At 42.9% G+C, this 19,255-nt stretch carries 21 protein-coding genes; all 21 read left to right on the top strand.

What is annotated here, in order from left to right:
* Window positions 1-45 precede the first annotated feature (45 nt).
* The 21 genes from MKY34_RS16655 (at window position 46) to MKY34_RS16555 (ending at window position 19,250) form a co-directional block, all read left to right on the top strand.
* Window positions 46-1,089: a helix-turn-helix domain-containing protein gene (locus tag MKY34_RS16655; protein ID WP_342512236.1), complete on the top strand. Its 1,044-nt coding sequence runs from the start codon at window positions 46-48 to the stop codon at window positions 1,087-1,089.
* Entirely contained in the window at window positions 1,086-2,525 is a 1,440-nt protein-coding gene (locus MKY34_RS16650) for an ATP-dependent DNA helicase RecQ (RefSeq protein ID WP_342512235.1), read from the top strand. The genes MKY34_RS16655 and MKY34_RS16650 overlap by 4 nt, the downstream gene beginning before the upstream one ends.
* 79 nt (window positions 2,526-2,604) lie before the next feature.
* Complete coding sequence (locus tag MKY34_RS16645) at window positions 2,605-3,348, top strand: LysM peptidoglycan-binding domain-containing protein (protein ID WP_342512234.1); 744 nt, start codon at window positions 2,605-2,607, stop codon at window positions 3,346-3,348.
* A gap of 65 nt (window positions 3,349-3,413) precedes the next feature.
* Window positions 3,414-4,214, top strand: coding sequence for a metallophosphoesterase (locus MKY34_RS16640; protein ID WP_342512233.1), 801 nt, complete (start codon window positions 3,414-3,416; stop codon window positions 4,212-4,214).
* 6 nt (window positions 4,215-4,220) lie between these two features.
* Window positions 4,221-5,195, top strand: coding sequence for a YpdA family putative bacillithiol disulfide reductase (locus tag MKY34_RS16635; RefSeq protein ID WP_342512232.1), 975 nt, complete (start codon window positions 4,221-4,223; stop codon window positions 5,193-5,195).
* Window positions 5,196-5,376: 181 nt separating this feature from the next.
* Window positions 5,377-6,060 carry a glutamic-type intramembrane protease PrsW gene (prsW, locus tag MKY34_RS16630; RefSeq protein ID WP_342512231.1) on the top strand — a complete coding sequence of 228 codons (684 nt, stop codon included), beginning with the start codon at window positions 5,377-5,379 and terminating at the stop codon, window positions 6,058-6,060.
* A 226-nt stretch (window positions 6,061-6,286) separates the two neighbouring features.
* Window positions 6,287-7,066, top strand: a complete 780-nt coding sequence (sleB, locus tag MKY34_RS16625; protein ID WP_342515289.1) for a spore cortex-lytic enzyme — start codon at window positions 6,287-6,289, stop codon at window positions 7,064-7,066.
* A gap of 61 nt (window positions 7,067-7,127) precedes the next feature.
* Window positions 7,128-8,444 carry a PepSY1/2 domain-containing protein gene (locus MKY34_RS16620; protein WP_342512230.1) on the top strand — a complete coding sequence of 439 codons (1,317 nt, stop codon included), beginning with the start codon at window positions 7,128-7,130 and terminating at the stop codon, window positions 8,442-8,444.
* A gap of 82 nt (window positions 8,445-8,526) precedes the next feature.
* A complete protein-coding gene (locus MKY34_RS16615) occupies window positions 8,527-9,168 on the top strand; it encodes a flagellar brake domain-containing protein (RefSeq protein ID WP_342512229.1) in 642 nt (213 codons plus the stop codon).
* Window positions 9,169-9,259: 91 nt separating this feature from the next.
* A complete protein-coding gene (cmk, locus tag MKY34_RS16610) occupies window positions 9,260-9,937 on the top strand; it encodes a (d)CMP kinase (RefSeq protein ID WP_342512228.1) in 678 nt (225 codons plus the stop codon).
* A complete protein-coding gene (locus tag MKY34_RS16605; RefSeq protein WP_342512227.1) occupies window positions 9,934-10,515 on the top strand; it encodes a lysophospholipid acyltransferase family protein in 582 nt (193 codons plus the stop codon). The genes cmk and MKY34_RS16605 overlap by 4 nt, the downstream gene beginning before the upstream one ends.
* 79 nt (window positions 10,516-10,594) lie before the next feature.
* Window positions 10,595-11,743 carry a 30S ribosomal protein S1 gene (gene rpsA / locus MKY34_RS16600; protein ID WP_342512226.1) on the top strand — a complete coding sequence of 383 codons (1,149 nt, stop codon included), beginning with the start codon at window positions 10,595-10,597 and terminating at the stop codon, window positions 11,741-11,743.
* Window positions 11,744-11,926: 183 nt separating this feature from the next.
* The gene (gene der / locus MKY34_RS16595) at window positions 11,927-13,237 is read left to right on the top strand and encodes a ribosome biogenesis GTPase Der (protein WP_342512225.1); all 1,311 of its coding nucleotides are present in this window, start codon (window positions 11,927-11,929) and stop codon (window positions 13,235-13,237) included.
* 210 nt (window positions 13,238-13,447) lie between these two features.
* The gene (locus MKY34_RS16590; RefSeq protein WP_342512224.1) at window positions 13,448-14,470 is read left to right on the top strand and encodes an NAD(P)H-dependent glycerol-3-phosphate dehydrogenase; all 1,023 of its coding nucleotides are present in this window, start codon (window positions 13,448-13,450) and stop codon (window positions 14,468-14,470) included.
* Between the two features lie 50 nt (window positions 14,471-14,520).
* Entirely contained in the window at window positions 14,521-14,715 is a 195-nt protein-coding gene (locus MKY34_RS16585; RefSeq protein WP_342515288.1) for a DUF2768 domain-containing protein, read from the top strand.
* Window positions 14,715-15,440, top strand: coding sequence for a hypothetical protein (locus MKY34_RS16580; RefSeq protein WP_342512223.1), 726 nt, complete (start codon window positions 14,715-14,717; stop codon window positions 15,438-15,440). Before MKY34_RS16585 ends, MKY34_RS16580 begins: the two co-directional genes overlap by 1 nt.
* Window positions 15,441-15,521: 81 nt before the next feature.
* Window positions 15,522-17,000 carry a stage IV sporulation protein A gene (gene spoIVA / locus MKY34_RS16575; RefSeq protein ID WP_342512222.1) on the top strand — a complete coding sequence of 493 codons (1,479 nt, stop codon included), beginning with the start codon at window positions 15,522-15,524 and terminating at the stop codon, window positions 16,998-17,000.
* A 163-nt stretch (window positions 17,001-17,163) separates the two neighbouring features.
* Window positions 17,164-17,436, top strand: a complete 273-nt coding sequence (locus MKY34_RS16570; protein WP_342512221.1) for an HU family DNA-binding protein — start codon at window positions 17,164-17,166, stop codon at window positions 17,434-17,436.
* Window positions 17,437-17,633: 197 nt separating this feature from the next.
* Window positions 17,634-18,206, top strand: coding sequence for a GTP cyclohydrolase I FolE (gene folE / locus MKY34_RS16565; protein WP_342512220.1), 573 nt, complete (start codon window positions 17,634-17,636; stop codon window positions 18,204-18,206).
* A 67-nt stretch (window positions 18,207-18,273) separates the two neighbouring features.
* Entirely contained in the window at window positions 18,274-18,495 is a 222-nt protein-coding gene (gene mtrB, locus MKY34_RS16560) for a trp RNA-binding attenuation protein MtrB (RefSeq protein ID WP_342512219.1), read from the top strand.
* A 50-nt stretch (window positions 18,496-18,545) separates the two neighbouring features.
* Window positions 18,546-19,250, top strand: coding sequence for a heptaprenyl diphosphate synthase component 1 (locus tag MKY34_RS16555; RefSeq protein ID WP_342512218.1), 705 nt, complete (start codon window positions 18,546-18,548; stop codon window positions 19,248-19,250).
* The last annotated feature ends 5 nt before the right edge of the window (window positions 19,251-19,255 follow it).

Here is a 19,255-nt window from a genome sequence, read left to right as displayed (position 1 = left end):
CAAAAGTTTTCAACATAAAAACATTTATCTTAGGAGGAATTCTACATGAATCTCTGTTCAATCCTATTAAAAATCATTTATAAAATAGATGGTGAGCGTACAATTTACTCGGGACTGCATTTATTAAGAGGGAAACGGTCGGGACAAACTTTGCAAGATGTCGAATACTATGGACTTAAAGCGTTCTTTGGGCTATTACCCAAACTCTCCACCGAGCGGTTTGAGGAAGCTATTAAGCACTTACAGGGCGCAGGGCTCATTCGTATGACGGATGAATCACTTGTAGGGTTAACGGAACGTGGCCGTGCACAAGTTGTCGAATTACCAATTTACCGATTTAATGGATGGGATTATAGGGGACGCGAAATGATTTTCTTCGCCAGGTTGTCGCTTATTGTCCAAACTGTGTCGAATTTGAGAACGGGAGAAAAATCCTTTCTTCCCATCCAAAAAGAATGGGACATTCAGTCTTTTGTGAAGAAGGCGCTAGCCTATCAACCGATTCAAGATCCCGTTTTTGCAAGTAGTCTTGGAGAGGAACTACGACAAGGTATGCATAGAAGTGGGATGGGTGATCGACAAAAGCAAATTATGACGCATCGTTTAGCGGGGTATGGCCTGACAGGGTGGACATGGGAGCAGTTAGCACAGGAATTGAAACTCGATCCACTTGCTGTACGTCTTCTATTCATAGAGGCGTTACATAAGCTGCTTGCTGTCATTGAAGTTTCTACCGATTTGCCTTTTTTGCGAAAAATCGCTGAAAATATCAAAGTAACGACATATTTAACAGAGTCCTCGATGCGTACCAAACGCTTATTTGAAGAGGGTTTGTCCATGCAGGAAATTGCTGTTGCCCGCAAGTTGAAGCAGAGTACAATCGAGGATCATTTTGTGGAGATGGCGATTCATGACCCCGCCTTTCCGCTTTACCAATTTGTTGAGGCGGCAGATGTGACGGCGGTTGTTGCCAAAGTAAATGCCAGTGGGACACGAAGGCTGCGGTTATTGAAAGCTGAATTTGATAGGCTATCCTATTTTCAACTGCGTTTGATTTTAGGGGCAAGGACGGGAGGTGAAGTGTCATGAGTGATGTGCATCAAGTGTTGCGAGAAAAGTTTGGGTTCGATCATTTTAGGCCTGGACAAGAACGAGTCATTCGCGACGTTATTGCAGGGAAAGATACTGTTGCTATATTGCCGACAGGCATGGGCAAATCATTGTGCTATCAACTGCCAGCTTATATGCTGGAAGGTACGGTGCTAATCGTTTCTCCCCTTATCGCTTTAATGGAAGACCAAGTGGCGAATATGAAAAGAAATGGAGAAAAACGAGTCGTGGCACTCAACTCCTTTCTTTCCTATACGGAGAAAAATCGAGTGATGGACCAGCTGGCGCACTATAAATTTATCTATATTTCGCCAGAGATGCTCTTGCAACAGCATGTGATGGAGCGGCTTCGTATGCTTCAAATGGCTTTACTCGTAGTCGATGAGGCGCATTGTATCTCGCAGTGGGGCTTTGATTTTCGACCGGATTATTTGCGTATGGGAGAGGTGTTTATAGCGTTAGGTCGACCGCCTATACTTGCGCTGACTGCAACGGCGGACGAGCAAGTTGTTGCTGATATTAGCCGATATTTACAATTGAATACGCCTGCAATTCATCGGCAATCTATTGATCGACCGAATATATCGTACGCGATTGTGAAGTTACATGCTGAGCGTGAGAAAACAACGTTTATCGTCGAGCGAGTTACCACAACGAAGGGGCCGGGCATTATTTATGTTGCTTCGCGAAAGCGCGCAGACCAACTTGCTACCCTTCTTCGAGAACAAGGTGTTTCTGCTGCTGCCTATCATGCGGGAAAAGAACAGGAAGATCGCGCATTCATCCAAGAGCAGTTTATCACTGGAGAAATAAATTGGATTTGTGCTACAAATGCGTTTGGAATGGGTATACATAAAAATAACATCCGGCAAGTGATACACGAACATATACCGAAAAATAGTAGCGATTATTTGCAAGAAGTAGGACGGGCTGGGCGTGATGGAGAGTTATCGGCGGCCACGTTACTGTTTTCACCGGAAGATGAAGGAAAGACGCGCTTCATCATTCAAGAGGATATACCGCAAGAGTGGGAGATTCGGCATTTTGCTCGCTTATTGGCAGAGAAGATTCCAGCACAGGAAGCGGCGCAAATGACGAATATGAGTGAAACAGCCAAGCGTGTCATTGAATACTATATGGAGCGGATGACGGTCGAGGAAGTCATCAGGCGCATGGCTGAACTATTAGCTGAAAAAGAGGTGCAACTTCAGAAGATGCTTCGCCTCGTGCAATCGGCGTGCTGTATTCGTGAAAGTCTGTTAGCTTTATTTGACGAACGATGTGACAGAAAGCCTACGTATTGCTGTTCCGTTTGTGGTACGACTGAAGCGGATTGGCTTACTGAACAAGACTTAATGAATCCTGGTAAGCGGTCGATGGACTGGGAGGAAAGACTTGTCACATTGCTCGGCTAGTCCGTTCGATATCCATTTACTTTTACAACAAAATTCGTCATAATAAAAGAATAGCACGATGCGATAGGAGAATGTGGCGATGAAAAAAGATGATTATAAAGCTGAATTCGAAGAGCATAGGAAGGAAATCAGTGTAGACGAAGGGCAAGATACTGAGAGTCTGCCATCGCGAACTGAATTACATCATAAAAAAGGTCGAAAACCGAATTCAAAAAAGAAAACGAAACCGAGTACAATTTTGATCAATGTATGCCTTGGGCTATTCACATTGATTCCCGTCGTGATTCTCGTTTATGTTCTTTCGGATTTCTATAAACCGGAGGATAATCCAGAGGCCAAAGTAGATGAGCCGGGTTTTCTCTATGAAACGGATGTGAAAGGAAGTAACGGGAAAATAGGGGCGGCAGATGAGAAGGACGATGAAGCAAAGAAGAAAGCCGAGGCAGATGCTACGCCAAAAGTCGATAAAGCACCTGAAGTGAAAAAAGAGGAAGAACCAACTGCTGTGGATGTGAATCCCCCTGTACAAGAAACACCGGAAGTAAAACCTGAGGTAAAACCAGAAGTGAAGCCTGAAGTAAAGCCAGAGCCGAAGCCTGAAGTAAAGCCAGAACCGAAGCCGCAACCAAAACCAGAGCCGAAACCGGAACCAAAGCCGGATCCCAAACCAACGGCTAAAACGCATATAGTGGCTAATGGTGAGACACTTTACCGAATTTCGATGAATTATTATGGTTCGGATTCTGGCGTTGCTAAAATTAAGAGTGCCAACGGTTTGTCATCGAATAATATTAGCGTTGGACAAAAGCTGATCATACCTTAAAGAGAAGTACGACAACACACAGGCAAAGTGGTTATACTTTGCCTTTTTTCTATGGAAGGTGGCGCATGGTTACGATTATGAAGAAGATTGCATGGACAGTTCTTTCAGCGCTGATGGGCACTGTCATGCTGATGTGGATGAACGCAAGAAAAAAGAATGTCGTCTTCCATGAGGTGCATTGTGGATTGGGCGACACGACAGATAAACAGTTAACCATATTTTTTATTTCTGATATTCACCGCCGAGTCATTGATGATAAGTTGTTGTCCAAAGTACATCCGGCTAGAAACATCGATAGTGTCATTATCGGTGGAGATCTTGCGGAACGAGGAGTTCCACTGAGTCGTGTTGAAGAGAATGTTCGCCGTCTAGCTTGTTTGGGCCCGCTTTTTTATGTTTGGGGTAACAATGATCGAGAAGTAGGCGAGGAAGCGATCCGGGCTATTATCACTCGCCATGGCGGTGTTATTTTGGATAATACAAATGCTACGATTCCAGGACATCCGACGTGGGGGATATGTGGAACGGACGATCCATCAAGCAGAAAAGTCGATATCGACTCAACTCTTCGCTATATTGAACAGTATGAAAATGTCATACTTGTGACACATACACCATCGCTTTTCCGAAAGATTGAGCCTTTATATCATCCTCGATTAATGCTCGCTGGACATACACATGGCGGACAAATTCGAATTGGTAAATTCGGCTTAATGGAAAAAGGGGCTTTCAAGTCCGAAGGTGGCAAGGCAAAGTTGGTTAGTAATGGCTATGGCACATCTACGTTGCCGCTTCGGTTAGGTGCGATGCCGGAAAGTCATGTCATTACGATGAACTATGTGGAAAGTGTGCGTAAGGGGTGCTAAGGGAAAATGATAAGAAAAGATGCCATTATTGTCGGCGGAGGTCCGTGTGGGCTATCTGCTGCTATTGAATTACAAGAAGCAGGATTTGAAGTACTCGTGATTGAAAAAGGCAATATTGTGAACTCGATTTATAATTATCCGACGCATCAAACGTTTTTCAGTACGAGTATCAAGCTATCGATTGGGGATATTCCGTTTATCACGGCAATTGATAGGCCAAAACGTAATGATGCACTGGTCTATTATCGGAAAGTTGCGGAGTTAAAAGGAATTCCAATCAATAGTTACGAGACAGTGGAAACGGTGACAAAGGAAAGTGCAGGTTTTCGTATCGTATCGGATAAAGCCGAGTATGTTGCAGAGAATGTTATCATTGCGACTGGTTACTATGATAATCCGAATCAACTCGGTGTTGAAGGCGAAAACTTGTCCAACGTATTTCATTATTTTAAAGAAGCGCATCCATACTTTAGAAAAAAAGTCGTTGTCATCGGCGGCAAGAACTCGGCCGTTGACGCTGCACTTGAATTAGAGCGCGCAGGTGCTTCTGTAACAGTCGTCTATCGTGGTGCGGATTATTCACCGAGTGTAAAACCTTGGATTTTGCCTGGGTTTGATAGTCTGGTTCGTAATGGCGTTATCGACATGCATTTCAATGCTGCAGTCACAAAGATTACAGAAACAACGGTTACGATTGACAAAGCAGGGGAAGCGTTTGAGCTTGCCAATGACTATGTCTTTGCGATGATTGGCTACCATCCTGACTATAGCTTCTTAAAAAGCATAGGCATTACAACAGATGCTGACAGCGGACGTCCTACTTTTGATGAAGCGACTATGGAAACGAATGTAGAGGGATTATATATTGCAGGTGTGATTGCTGCCGGGAATAATGCCAATGAGATTTTCATTGAAAATGGAAAATTTCATGGCGGCATGATCGCGAACGCTATGAAAGCAAAGCGAGCAGTTATAAAATAACGAAAGGCTACGCCACAACCATATTTGGGTTGGAGGTGTAGCCTTTTTGGTAAGTTGGTCATGACCCCACACGTATGGAAATGGTTGCTTCGCTATGAAGGAATAAAATGTTTTTCTTCAAATTGCTTCCTCCTTTTTCAAGGGAATTCATGGTATAATGGTGCGGAATGAGGTGCCATCTATGTTTATATTGCTGACGATAGCGATTGCGCCAGGATTGGCGCTTTTCAGTTATTTTTATTTGAGAAAACAAATTGCTAAGGAACCGACACGTACATTATTTCATACATTTCTATACGGGGCGATCATGACGTTCCCGATTTTGTTTATTCAACATGTATTTGAAGAGGAAAATATTTTTACGACGGTTTTTTTTCGCGATGTTATTTTTACGAGTGGACTTGAGGAATTTTTTAAGTGGTTGATTTTGCTGATTGCTATTTATCGGCATGTTGAATTTGAAGATGCTTATGACGGGATTTTATATGGGGCAAGTGTTTCGCTTGGTTTTGCGACAGTTGAAAATATTATTTATCTGTTGGCGTTTGGTACAGATACGGCATTTCTCCGTGCTTTACTACCTGTTTCGAGTCATGCGTTATTTGGGGTTGTCATGGGCTATTATTTTGGTCGTGCGAAGTTTGCGGTAGAATCCCATATTAATAAGTACTTATTTTTAGCATTTCTTGCTCCGTATAGCTTGCACTTTGTCTATAATGGTATTCTGACTGTTCATGATTTATGGTTGTACTTAATCGTTCCATTCATGCTGTTCCTATGGTGGTTCGGGTTGACGCGGGTGAAACGTGCACATATGTTCGCGATGCAGCAATTTAGACGCAAGGCGCAGGTAAACACAAAATGATTCGGCACATGCCGAGTCATTTTTATTTTTATTCAGCGGGTATTCTAATACCTGCTGAATAAAAATAGAGCCTACGGCGGATGTCGCAGATTTTCAGAGGAACTTTTCGAGCTTGCTCGAAAAAATCTGGACGCAATTCCGCTTCAGCGTAATTGATTTTTATAATAAAATCTCATAGTTTGGACAAACTGAAAGAAAAGGAGGTAGGAATTTGAAAAAAATAATCATCCGCATGCTGGCGGTTGTACTTCTTCTTAGTTGTGCGTATGTAACCTCTCCCGTTCAAATTTCAGCGTTTAGTGCGCAGAATATCGCGAGAGGTGCTTCTGGTGATGATGTAATTGAATTGCAAGCAAGGCTCCAGTATATCGGCTACTATACGGGTACAATTGACGGGAAATTTGGGTACGGTACCTATTGGGCATTGCGTAATTTTCAAGAGAAGTATGGGCTACCTGTAGACGGCATTGCAGGTGCCAATACGAAGAAAAAGTTGGCAGATGCTTCGAAGTATGATGAGAAATTTGTCAAAGACAATTTGAAGAAAGGTAATAAGTTCACACACTTTGGAGGTAAACCTCTTGCCAATCAAGTGACGTCAGGAGGGGGAAGTGGAGGGAAACAAGAAAATGTCCAATTACCTTCTAAATACTCAGAACAGGATCTTAAGCTACTTGCAAACGCGGTTTATGGTGAGGCAAGGGGAGAACCGTACGAAGGTCAAGTTGCAGTCGCAGCGGTAATCTTGAACCGTATTGAGCACGCAGATTTTCCAGATTCAGTAGGTGGGGTTATTTTTCAACCAGGTGCATTTACGGCAGTAGATGATGGTCAAATTTGGCTAGAGCCGAATGAACGGGCGAAAGAGGCTGTTCTAGATGCTATTAACGGTTGGGATCCATCTGAAAATGCGATTTATTATTTTAACCCGATTACAGCAACGAGCAAATGGATATGGTCACGACCGCAAATTAAGAAAATTGGTCTGCATATTTTTTGTAGTTAACGAGTGGATGGACGTGAAAATCAAGCGATGGGAGGAGGACAGGTGAAAGTTTTCGGAGGACATGAATATCCCGATAAACTTTTGCTCCTATATGAAAAAAATGTTATTTGTTGTGACCTATGCATTTGTTGTATTGACCGTGTTTACAGTTGGAAAATCGGCTGAAAATGACCAGCTGTCGTTAGCGCTAAGTGGACAATATGCGAATAAGATGGCAGACGCCTCGGAGAAACTTGACGAATTAGATACAGCTGTAAAAAAGACGCTATTATTTAATGAAGCGGACGGCTCGGAAAAAGCGCGTGAAGATATTTGGCGTCTCTCTTCGGATATAAAAAATTCGGTTGCCTCTTTACCGCTGGATCAAAGCTTTGCAACTTCTTGGACAAATTACTTAGGTCGCCTCGGTAATTATGCGAAAGAAACGAGTCGTGCTACAGATCAAAAGGAATTTCATCAAGTAATGGCGCAAGCATCAAAAAATCTTGAGGTTATGGCAGATGAATGGGAAATGGCAACCGTTGGTATGGTCAACGGCAGGCTTTCAATGGATGAGTGGCGCAACAGGTTAAATACTGCGGATGCTGGACATGATTGGGCTGGCATGGCAACAGCTGTTAAACAATATACAGAAAGTGATTTTCCATTAACCGCAAGTGAATCAGATTCAATGAAGAAAAAAGAATTACGAGATATGCAAGACCAAAAAGTAACACGTGATGAAGCTGTAGAGCGTTTTAAGCAGCTGTTTCCACATGTATCAAACGAAATTGTTGGTGTTGAAATGAGTAAACCAGGCTCACCTTATCCGTTTTACCACATCCGTTTTGCTGAAAATCAATCGATTGGCTACATCGATGTAACTGAGAAAGGAGGCCATGTTCTATCGTTTTTGTCAGAAAGGCCGTTTGGAAAAGAAAGTCTGCCATTTGAAGAAATTCAAAAGAAGGCAGAGACGTTTTTAAAAGATGCGGGTTATAAGGATTTGGTCTATGAAGAATCCCGAGAGAATAGTACTGCATGGCATTTTGTTTATGTCAGAGTAGAGCCTGAATATAAGGCGAAAGTATTTTCGGATGTTATTCATCTCAAGGTGGCAAAGGATAATGGTGGAATTGTTGGGCTTGATGCTTCTGAATATATACGAAAAGAGAAGACGGCACAACAACCGATTATGAAAATCGATTGGACCACCTTTTTCCATTCAGGTGTTACAGTTATGAAGGAAGAGCTTGCCTATGTGGAAAATGATCGACTTGAGCAACGACTGTCGCATTATTTGACGGTGACGATGGGTGAAAACGGTCAAGCCGGTACTTATGCAGTAATTGTGGATACAGAAACCGCCGAAGTGATTAAAACTGAAAGGCTTCAATAACGGAATCATAATCTGGCATTGGAATTTTCATCCCGTCATGACATAATGGGTAATAAGACATTAGGATGGCGGGTGCTTAGCTATGTTACTTTCAATTGGGACAGTCCTTGTCATTGACAAAGACTTTACCGAAGGCGGCGAAAAATATAAAAGCAAAGTAGTGGATATCGGCGAAAATTTCGTGATGATTGATTATCCAACGCAAATCAATTCGGGGAAGTCTGCCTTTTTTCTTGATGGGACACAACTGATTGTGACATTTATAGATCATTTAAAAATGTCATATGCTTTCCGAACAGAAGTGAATGGCAGATTAAACCAAGGCATTCCGATGCTGAAATTAACATATCCCGGAGACGATCAGCTCATTAAAATTCAGCGACGTGAGTTCGTTCGGGTTGAAACGGCAATAGACATTGCGGTTGAAAAGGACGGGGTATTTACTCAGTTAGTAGCGGAAGATATTAGTGCGGGTGGTGTGGCATTAAATGTACCGGACAAAGTCTCGTTTGGTCCTGAAGATCAAGTAGCTCTGACAATTGTTCTCCCATTTATGAATAAAGAAATTAAATACATTAAAGTATCTGGACGTGTCATTCGCATTTGGGAGAAGGAAGGGCGGAAAATCGCTTCGTTACAATTTGAGAACATTGAGCCGGTCAATGCGCAGTACATTGTTCGCTTTTGTTTCGAGCGACAACTAAAAATGCGTAATACAAAATAGCAATCGAATAAGGGAGAAGTCTGTGCAAATGGGACTTTTCCTTTTTCGATATGTTACAATATGGTCGAATTGACTACGGGGGTAGATGAACATGTATAAAGAATTAAAAATTGCAATAGACGGACCTGCAGCAGCGGGAAAAAGTACAATTGCTAAAATGACAGCTGAGAAATTGGGCTATACGTATATTGATACGGGCGCGATGTATCGCGCACTTACGCATAAGGCGTTAGTTCAGAACATAGATACTAATGACGGGGACAAACTGACTGCTTTGTTGCGAGATACGGCAATCGTATTATTACCATCCGCTAAAGGGCAAAAAGTGATTGTCGATGATGTAGATGTTTCTGAAGAAATTCGTTCGCAACAAGTAACAGCGCACGTCTCGGCGGTTGCGGTGCATTCGGGTGTTCGGGCACTAATGGTTGAAAAACAGCAACAGCTCGCTGAAGGTACGGGAGTTGTTATGGACGGACGAGATATCGGAACTGCTGTACTGCCAAATGCTGAGCTTAAAATCTTTATGACGGCATCGGTAGAAGAGCGTGCAATGCGTCGCTACCTTGAGAATGAGAAACGTGGGATGGCGACACCACTCGAACAATTGGCGGCTGAAATTAGTGAGCGTGACAGAGCGGATAGTGAAAGAGTAGTCTCCCCGTTAAAGCAAGCGGAAGACGCAATTGTAATTGACACGACTTCGATGACAATCGAGGAGGTTGCAAGAGAGATTAGTAAACTTGCTGAAGAGAGGGCACATATATGAATCTATACCCACTAGGTAAGTTTCTCTGCAGTGTGGCTTTTTATCCACTTCATCGCATCAAAGTGATTGGGAAAGAAAATTTTCCGAAAGAAGGCGGCGTGCTACTTTGTGCCAATCATATTGATAATTTAGATCCGCCGATTGTAGGTATTACTTGTCCAAGGCCCGTTCATTTTATGGCGAAAGAGGAATTGTTCAGTGTGCCGATTTTAAAAACCATTTTGCCAAGTATTAAAGCGTATCCTGTTAAGCGGGGGATGAGTGATCGCGAGGCGTTTCGAAATACATTGAAACATTTGAAGGCGGGCAACGTAGTCGGTTTATTTCCAGAAGGAACGCGCAGTAAGACTGGTGAATTAGGAGAAGGGCTTGCAGGCGCTGGTTTTTTTGCGCTTAAAGGAGAAGCGGTCGTCATGCCTTGCGCAATTATCGGTCCATACAAACCGTTCAAGCGCTTGAAAGTGGTCTATGGTAAGCCTATCGATATTACGCCTTATCGTGAGAATAGAACGTCTTCTGAAGAGGTAACGGCCGTGATTATGAATGAAATTCGTAAGCTTATTGAACAAAATCGCTAAGAATAAGGGTAAATTTTTGTTTTTATGAATAGATTCGCATAATATAGAAGATAGGATTCTTTATGGAGGAGGACTACATATGACTGAAGAGATGAATTTGGAAACTGTAGGCAGCTATAACGAAGGTGATCGTGTTACTGGGAAAGTGACGAAAATCGAGGATAAATCGGTAACAGTCGAAATTACAGGCGCTCCGTTCGATGGTGTGATCCCCATTAGTGAACTATCTAGCCTTCACATTGAAAAGGCGGAAGATGCCGTTGCTGAAGGTGACGAACTTGAATTGATTATTATGAAGGTTGAAGAGGAAACTTATGTTCTTTCGAAACGGAAAGTCGATGCGGAAGATGCTTGGGATTCTCTTGAAGAGAAATTTAATAACAAAGTAACAATTGAAACAGAAGTGAGAGATGTTGTCAAAGGTGGACTAGTTGTTGACCTTGGTGTACGTGGATTTATACCGGCCTCACTTGTAGAAGATCATTTCGTCGAATCATTTGATGATTATAAAGGGCGTATGATGACGTTTAAAATTGTTGAAATGGATAAAGAGAAAAATCGCTTAATCCTTTCACACCGTGCGGTTCTTCAAGAAGAGAAATCTTCGAAAAAAGAAGAAATCATGGATAGCTTAAAAGAAGGCCAAGTGTTGGAAGGGACGGTTCAACGTCTTGCATCATTCGGCGCATTCGTTGATATTGGCGGTGTTGATGGCCTGGTTCATATTTCACAATTGGCGCATGATCATGTTGAGAAAGTGTCGGATGTGCTAAAAGAAGGCGACAAAGTAAACGTCAAAGTATTGTCTGTTGACCGTGATGCTGAGCGTATTTCATTGTCCATTAAAGATACGTTACCTGGGCCATGGGAAGGGCTAGAAAGCAAAGCGCCAGTGGGCTCTACATTAGAAGGTACGGTTCGCCGCCTTGTATCGTACGGTGCATTTGTAGAAGTATTCCCGGGCGTTGAAGGGCTTGTTCACATTTCACGCATTTCCCATCAGCATATTGGCACGCCACATGAAGTGCTAAAAGAGGGGCAACAAGTGAATGTTAAAGTGCTGGATGTGAATCCGGATGAGAAGCGTCTATCTCTCAGCATTAAAGATTTGGTTGAAAAAGAAGATGACAGCAATACTTCTTATGGAGATTATGAAATGCCGGAAGAAGCATCTGGATTTTCGTTAAGCGATGTTATTGGCGATCAGCTTAAAAAGTTTTCAGAATAAGCGTTTACGCCATTCAAGTGGATGATGTGAACTTTAAGAACGAGTACTTGCATGGGGATGATGCTTTTACGAGCATCATCCTCTTTTTTGTGTTCAGACGTAGGGTGTTTGCCGCGTCTAGGTGGGCGCCCTGTGCTTTTTAGTGTATAATATGCAGAAGATAAGCTGGAAGGATGTATGATGATGACGAAACCAACAGTGGCGATTGTCGGTAGGCCAAACGTCGGAAAATCGACAATATTTAACCGAATCGTTGGAGAACGTATTTCGATTGTAGAAGATGTTGCAGGAGTAACACGAGACAGGATTTATAGCTCAGCAGATTGGCTGACACATGATTTTAATCTGATCGATACAGGGGGAATTGATATTGGCGATGAGCCTTTCCTCGAACAGATACGATTGCAAGCAGAAATTGCAATTGACGAGGCGGATGTTATTATTTTCCTTGTCAACGGTCGTGAAGGCGTAACAGATGCCGATGAGCAGGTTGCGAAAATTTTATACAAGACGAAAAAACCTGTTGTTCTCGCAGTAAATAAAGTGGACAACCCTGATATGCGGGATATGATTTACGATTTCTATTCCCTTGGGTTTGGCGATCCCTACCCGGTTTCAGGATCGCACGGATTAGGACTTGGAGATTTGCTGGATGAGGTTGCGAATAGCTTCCCAGAGCCGGGAGAGGAGCCGATTGAAGACGATGTGATTCGTTTTTCACTAATCGGTCGTCCGAACGTGGGGAAATCTTCACTCGTCAATGCGTTTTTAGGCGAGGAACGAGTCATTGTGAGCAATATCGCGGGTACGACAGTAGATGCAATCGATACCTCTTATGAACATGAGGGACAGAAGTATAAAATTATCGATACTGCTGGTATGCGTAAAAAAGGGAAAGTCTATGAAAATGTAGAGAAGTATGCAGTTCTTCGTGCATTGAAGGCGATTGACCGTTCGGATGTCGTGCTAATCGTTATTAATGGCGAAGAAGGTATTCGTGAAATGGACAAGCGGATTGCCGGCTATGCAGAAGATGCAGGAAAAGGTGTTATGATCGTCGTCAACAAATGGGATGCAGTTGAAAAAGACGATAAAACGATGAATAAGCTGACAGCAGAAATTCGAGATAATTTCCAATTCCTTGACTATGCACCAATCGCTTTTGTTTCGGCTAAAACGAAACAGCGTGTCCATAGCTTATTTGATAAAATTACGATGATTAGTGAAAACCATGCTTTGCGCATTCAATCGAGTGTGTTGAATGAAGTGGTTGAAGATGCGGTTGCGAGAAACCCTGCACCGTCTGATAAGGGCAAACGCCTGCGCATTTATTACGCAACACAAGTAGCGATTCAGCCACCAACATTCGTTGTATTTGTCAATGAGCCTGAGCTAATGCACTTCTCTTATGAGCGCTTTTTGCAAAACCGCCTTCGCGAAGCATTTGGCTTTGAAGGTACACCGATTAGGCTGATTACACGCGCAAGAAGTTAACTTGATGCCGCATTCATCTCCCGGTATGAAAAGAGAAAAATTACGTTCTGTTTTACTTCGTTGGCGAGATGAATGCGAACATACAAAACAAATCAGGGAGGCGTCCAAACTCCCTGCTACTTCAAGCTAGTCTTCGGCAGATGTCACAGATGTTGACGTAATGATGCTGAGGCGTGATGGTTTGGTGTTTTGGAGAAAGGATGAGTGATTATGAAAAAAGTAACGGTTATTGGGGCGGGGAGCTGGGGAACTGCGATTGCGTTTGTTCTTGCTGAAAACGGTCATGACTGTTTGCTGTGGGCAAGACGCCCTGAGCAGTCTGCGGAAATTAATGATAACCATTCGAACAACGCATATTTACCTGGTATTTCTTTACCCGAAAACTTAACAGCGACCTCTAACTTGGAGGAAGCTGCAATGCATGGTGAGACGATTATCATCGCTGTGCCAACGAAAGGGATACGCGGGGTATGCGCGGACCTAAATGCGATGGCAATTGAACAAAAGCTTGTTGTTCACGTATCCAAAGGAATTGAACCGGATTCCTTAAAAAGAATATCAGAAATGATTGCGGAAGAATTCGCACCAACAAAACTGAATGCGATTGTAGCGCTTTCGGGGCCTAGTCACGCAGAAGAAGTCGTATTGAGACATCCAACGACGGTGACGGCTGCCTCTGTTGACTTGAAAGCAGCAGAGTATGTGCAGGATCTCTTTATGAATAACTATTTCCGTGTCTATACCAATAATGATATCGTCGGTGTGGAAATTGGGGCTGCACTTAAAAACGTCATCGCTTTAGCTGCTGGTATTTCAGATGGTCTTGAATATGGTGATAATGCCAAAGCGGCTCTTATTACACGCGGCTTAGCTGAAATTTCAAGACTAGGTGTCAAGATGGGGGCGAATCCTTTAACGTTTTCTGGTTTAACGGGTCTTGGTGATCTCATCGTTACCTGTACAAGCGTTCACTCACGCAACTGGAAGGCAGGCAACATGCTCGGTAAAGGGAATAGCCTAGAAGAAGTTGTATCCGGGATGGGCATGGTGATTGAAGGTGTTAGAACGGCAAAAGCCGCACATCAGCTCGCTACACTTCACGAGGTTTCTATGCCGCTTACTGAAGCGCTGTACTCCATTCTATTTGAAAACGTTCCACCGAAGAAAGCCGTCGATCAGCTGATGAATCGCATGAAAAAGCAAGAAGTGGAAGATCTTTTCGGCAATCGTTGAATGCCTTAAAGGAACCTGATTATATGAAAGGAGGACTCGTCTTGTCCTCAATGGATAAAATGTGGCTATCGTTCTACGCCATGGGATTCATGGTTATTTCTATGGGTCTCATTTACACGAGCCGACATAAGCTTAAAAATAAAATACTTAAATTGATCTTTGCCCTTATCGCTTATACATTACTCATTATTTCGTTTTTAGCGATGATTTATCTCGTATTTAACGGGCCGACAGGAGGAGCATGATGAGATTCGCTATCAGAAAAGTGCATGTGTTGATACTTGCCTCATTGGTTTTACTTCTTTCTGCTTGTGGTGGATCGACTCCAGAGGAAAAGATTGCACAAGAGACACCTTATGCTGACCAATTGGAAACGATTCAAAAAGCGGTTAATGCCTACCAAGAAAATACAAATGGACTATTACCGATTAAAACAAAAGATATGGAAACAGATAGTTACATTAAATACCCGATTGAGTTTTCTAAAATTGCACCCGCCTATACAGCAAAGATTCCAGAAAATGCGTATGAAGTAGGTGGGATTTATCAATATGTTTTATGGGATGTAGAAGAGAATCCAACGGTTAAACTCGTTGATTTACGGTCAGCTGAGCGCATTCGTGAATTGAATTTGCGCAAGCATATCAATGGACGTGCACCATTTAAAGAAGAAATTGGTAAGCATGTCTATACAGTAGATTTTAAGGAAATGGGCTTTAAAGAGCCATTAACGGTACCGAGCCCATATTCAGATGCCATTTTGCCGATTGTCATTGCTGGAGATGGGAAGTATTACATCGACTACTCAATTGATTTAAACAAAGTGCTACAAGAGCAACAACCGGATGTCAAAGAGGGAGAGGACATTCGCTATTTATTGGCGGATCATTTCCCTATTTTACCTGCGTATTCATTGCCTTATACAGTGAATGATCAGAACGAGCCAATCTTCATGATGAATGCCAAATGAAAAAACGTTTCATGCCACGTGCATGAAACGTTTTTCTTTTACATAAAGTAATATGCGTAGAAAAAGGAGGGCGATGGATAAATGAAAGAGGAATTATATGAAAATCTGGCTCGACGTACGGATGGTGATATTTATATAGGTGTCGTCGGCCCGGTCCGTGTAGGAAAATCCACGTTCGTGAAAAGGGTTATGGAAGAAGTCGTCATTCCAAATATGACGGAGGCGGCGGATCGGATACGGGCACAGGATGAATTACCGCAAAGTTCCCCAGGTCCGGTGATTATGACTTCCGAACCGAAATTTGTACCGGCACAAGGGACGTTGGTTTCTGTTGGGGACGGAGACTTGAAGTTTCAAATTAGACTTGCAGATTGTGTGGGCTATGTCATTGATGGCGTGAAGGGATATGAGGACGAGGATGGCCCTAAATACGTTCATACGCCATGGCATAACGAACCGGTCGCATTCGAAGAGGCGGCACGTATCGGCACGGATAAGGTGATTAGAGACCATTCTACAATCGGCATTCTCGTGACGACGGATGGCACAGTGAACAACATACCGAGGGCAGCGGCGGAAGTAGCTGAAATTGAAATCATAAATAAATTAAAAGATATCGGCAAACCTTTTGTCATTGTGCTTAATTCCAAAATGCCGGCACATGAAAAAACCGTCGCATTGAAACATCAGCTGCATGAAACATATGGTGTGCCGGTTATTGCGATTAGTGCAGATCAGTTAAATGCCCAAGAGATTCAACTTATTTTAAAGGAAGCGCTGTATGAATTTCCGATTTCTGATATTGATTTACAAAAGCCGGATTGGATGGACGTGCTTGGAAGTGAGCACGAGTTGAATCAAAACATCGACAGGGTTATTAATGAAGGTTTTCTCGAAGTGTCCAAAATTCGTAAAGTACAGGAGCTTGCAGAACGCTTAACCGATGAGAAGTATGTTCGACATGCTGAAGTGATAGAAGTGGACTCTGGCAAAGGGAAAGCGACGATTAAAATTGATATGGATGAGGAAGCATTCCGTGAAATATGTGAAGAAATCATGGGGCAGGAAATCGGGACGAAAAAAGATTGGTTATTATTTGTGAAAGAAGCGGCAAAAGCAAAAAAATCTTATAATTTGTACTCAGAGGCCATTGATACAGCTAAAAAACAAGGGTATGGCGTCGCACTTCCTACGATTGACGATTTTAATCCTACTGCTCCAGAATTAATTAAGCAGAACAACTTTTTTGGTGTTCGCATGAAGGCGACAGCGCCATCACTTCATATTATTCGGGTGGATATGGAAGCGGAGTTTTCGCCACTAATCGGCTCCGAATTCCATAGTCATCATCTGTTGAAGGAGTTGAAGGATGCTTATTTACATGACCGTGAAAAGTTGTGGGAAACCCAGTTATTTGGTACTCCACTTCATGAAGTGATGAAGGAAAGCATTCGTTTTAAAACGGCTTCTGTACCACAAAATGCTCGGAAACGGCTCAGAGAAACAATTGAACAAATGGTCAATAATGGTAACAAGGGCATGATTACGTTTATCGTCTAAAGTGAAAAGATCCGTCAAAAACGGATCTTTTTTCGTGTTTTTATGAATAAAGTGCATGATAATGGGGAATCTACGATAATATTGTTGCGTCGAGGTTTTGGTTGTGATACTCTTTTTACAGTATTGAAAGCGTACTGATTCTCTTTGAGAGGAGGTGAATGGTATGAATAAAACAGAACTCATTAACTCTGTAGCGGAAGCAGCAGGTCTAACAAAGAAAGATGCTACAAAAGCTGTTGAAGCAGTATTCGATACAATCCAGGACACTCTTGCGAAGGGTGACAAAGTACAATTGATTGGTTTCGGTAACTTCGAAGTTCGCGAACGTGCGGCTCGTAAAGGACGTAACCCACAATCTGGGGAAGAGATCGACATCGCAGCAAGCAAAGTTCCTGCTTTCAAAGCAGGTAAAGCGCTTAAAGACGCGGTGAAATAATCTTCGAATTTACATAGGAGCCCGTCTGACTTATCTGTTTAACAGATAGTTTGGACGGGCTTCTTTCCTTTCATTATGCCAATTTAATTGTGATAGCAATTGGCGTAACGAAAAAGAGCTTGCGAACTGTACGGAAATGGGGGAGTATGCTACTATTTTTGTTGGAATAGAATTATTTCCGATTGAGGAGGATTCGCATGACGAATAATGTTGATTATGAGAAAATAGAGAAGGCTGTAACGATGATCCTCGAAGCGGTCGGGGAAAATCCGGAGCGTGAAGGACTCGTTGACACGCCTAAGCGGGTAGCGAAGATGTATGCAGAAGTTTTTGAAGGCCTACATAAAGACCCAAAAGAGTATTTTAAAACCGTTTTCAATGAAAACCATGATGAAGTTGTACTGGTGAAAGATATTCCATTCCATTCGGTATGTGAACATCACCTAGTGCCATTTTTCGGTCATGCACATGTCGCGTATATTCCGCGTGATGGCGTCGTTGCAGGTTTGAGTAAATTGGCGCGAGCGGTTGAAACAACAGCGAGAAGACCACAATTGCAAGAACGCATCACATCGACAGTGGCAGATGCTATGATGGAAATGCTCAATCCGATGGGGGTATATGTCGTGGTTGAGGCGGAGCATATGTGTATGGCGATGCGGGGCATTAAGAAGCCGGGTGCCAAGACCGTGACAACTGTAGCAAGAGGCGTTTATGAAAATGACAACGTGTTGCGATCTGAGATTCTGTCATTGATTAAGATGACTTGATGTCTTTGCGAGCAATCCCATTTCTATGGTATGATGAAACCACATATGACAGACAGGAGCCGTAAGGATGACACAACCCGACTATATTATTATTAAGGCAAAAGAAGACGGCGTGAACGTTATCGGATTGACGCGAGGGAATGACACAAAGTTCCATCATACGGAAAAACTCGATTCCGGCGAAGTCATGATTGCGCAGTTCACTGAGCACACGTCGGCAATGAAAATACGCGGAAAAGCCGACGTCCATACAGCACATGGTGTCATTACGAGCGAAGGTAAGGAATAACACGTAATGGCCCTACTTCTCCGCAGATGTCTTTGAATGGGGATTCGACAATGGAAAGACAAATTATACAACAGCATATTGAGCATTATAGAGCAGAGGTAGGGCAAGCGATTTACGAACCCATCGTCCAGCGGGATGTTGGGTTAGTATCAGTCGATGCGACCAAAGCATTCTTTCTTCTTTTACCGATGTTGAATGGAGAAAGATGGACAGGGCATATGAATACCGCAGCAATTGCTGTCGGTGCAGTTCATGCTGGATTTGATGCACATGATACCATCGATTTATTCGACGCAACTTCTAAACAGCAACAACTTACAGTGCTGTCGGGAGATCATTTTAGTGGCATTCATTATCGCCTCCTTGCATCACTTCCGGAATTTGGTTTTATTCGATCGTTATCGCAGTCAATTGGGCGAGTGAACGAGATGAAGACAACCGTGCACAAACAATTACCAGGTGAGCAATCCAAATTGATTGAAGCGATTCAAACGATTGAAGTAGGCTGTATCGAGAATTTTTTACATACATTCGGCTTTTCACGCTACGTGCAACTAGCAAAAAGCGCTTTGCCGCTTCTGTGGCTAGAGGCGCAGTCCGCTGGAAGTAAAGTGAGTGCGTATGAGCAGGAGCAAGCGATTGCTTTACTTGCAACGCAATTGCAAGAAGCGATCGATGCTGCGTATTTTTTAACTCCTTTTTTACGGCAGGAAATCTGTAAAATGACCACGCCACTTCTCAGCAAATTGATTTGATTGTG

The organism is Sporosarcina sp. FSL K6-1522 (assembly GCF_038622445.1).
Classification (GTDB): domain Bacteria; phylum Bacillota; class Bacilli; order Bacillales_A; family Planococcaceae; genus Sporosarcina.
This window is presented reverse-complemented; position numbering and strand designations above follow the sequence as displayed.

Coding starts and splice junctions, on each gene's coding strand:
- MKY34_RS16620 (WP_342512230.1), top strand. CDS start 7,128: ATGAATATCCCGATAAACTTTTGCTCCTATATGAAAAAAATGTTATTT.
- MKY34_RS16585 (WP_342515288.1), top strand. CDS start 14,521: ATGGATAAAATGTGGCTATCGTTCTACGCCATGGGATTCATGGTTATT.
- prsW (WP_342512231.1), top strand. CDS start 5,377: ATGTTTATATTGCTGACGATAGCGATTGCGCCAGGATTGGCGCTTTTC.
- spoIVA (WP_342512222.1), top strand. CDS start 15,522: ATGAAAGAGGAATTATATGAAAATCTGGCTCGACGTACGGATGGTGAT.
- mtrB (WP_342512219.1), top strand. CDS start 18,274: ATGACACAACCCGACTATATTATTATTAAGGCAAAAGAAGACGGCGTG.
- folE (WP_342512220.1), top strand. CDS start 17,634: ATGACGAATAATGTTGATTATGAGAAAATAGAGAAGGCTGTAACGATG.
- MKY34_RS16580 (WP_342512223.1), top strand. CDS start 14,715: ATGAGATTCGCTATCAGAAAAGTGCATGTGTTGATACTTGCCTCATTG.
- cmk (WP_342512228.1), top strand. CDS start 9,260: ATGTATAAAGAATTAAAAATTGCAATAGACGGACCTGCAGCAGCGGGA.
- MKY34_RS16555 (WP_342512218.1), top strand. CDS start 18,546: ATGGAAAGACAAATTATACAACAGCATATTGAGCATTATAGAGCAGAG.
- MKY34_RS16645 (WP_342512234.1), top strand. CDS start 2,605: ATGAAAAAAGATGATTATAAAGCTGAATTCGAAGAGCATAGGAAGGAA.
- MKY34_RS16640 (WP_342512233.1), top strand. CDS start 3,414: ATGGTTACGATTATGAAGAAGATTGCATGGACAGTTCTTTCAGCGCTG.
- MKY34_RS16635 (WP_342512232.1), top strand. CDS start 4,221: ATGATAAGAAAAGATGCCATTATTGTCGGCGGAGGTCCGTGTGGGCTA.
- MKY34_RS16590 (WP_342512224.1), top strand. CDS start 13,448: ATGAAAAAAGTAACGGTTATTGGGGCGGGGAGCTGGGGAACTGCGATT.
- MKY34_RS16615 (WP_342512229.1), top strand. CDS start 8,527: ATGTTACTTTCAATTGGGACAGTCCTTGTCATTGACAAAGACTTTACC.
- MKY34_RS16655 (WP_342512236.1), top strand. CDS start 46: ATGAATCTCTGTTCAATCCTATTAAAAATCATTTATAAAATAGATGGT.
- MKY34_RS16650 (WP_342512235.1), top strand. CDS start 1,086: ATGAGTGATGTGCATCAAGTGTTGCGAGAAAAGTTTGGGTTCGATCAT.
- MKY34_RS16605 (WP_342512227.1), top strand. CDS start 9,934: ATGAATCTATACCCACTAGGTAAGTTTCTCTGCAGTGTGGCTTTTTAT.
- MKY34_RS16570 (WP_342512221.1), top strand. CDS start 17,164: ATGAATAAAACAGAACTCATTAACTCTGTAGCGGAAGCAGCAGGTCTA.
- der (WP_342512225.1), top strand. CDS start 11,927: ATGACGAAACCAACAGTGGCGATTGTCGGTAGGCCAAACGTCGGAAAA.
- rpsA (WP_342512226.1), top strand. CDS start 10,595: ATGACTGAAGAGATGAATTTGGAAACTGTAGGCAGCTATAACGAAGGT.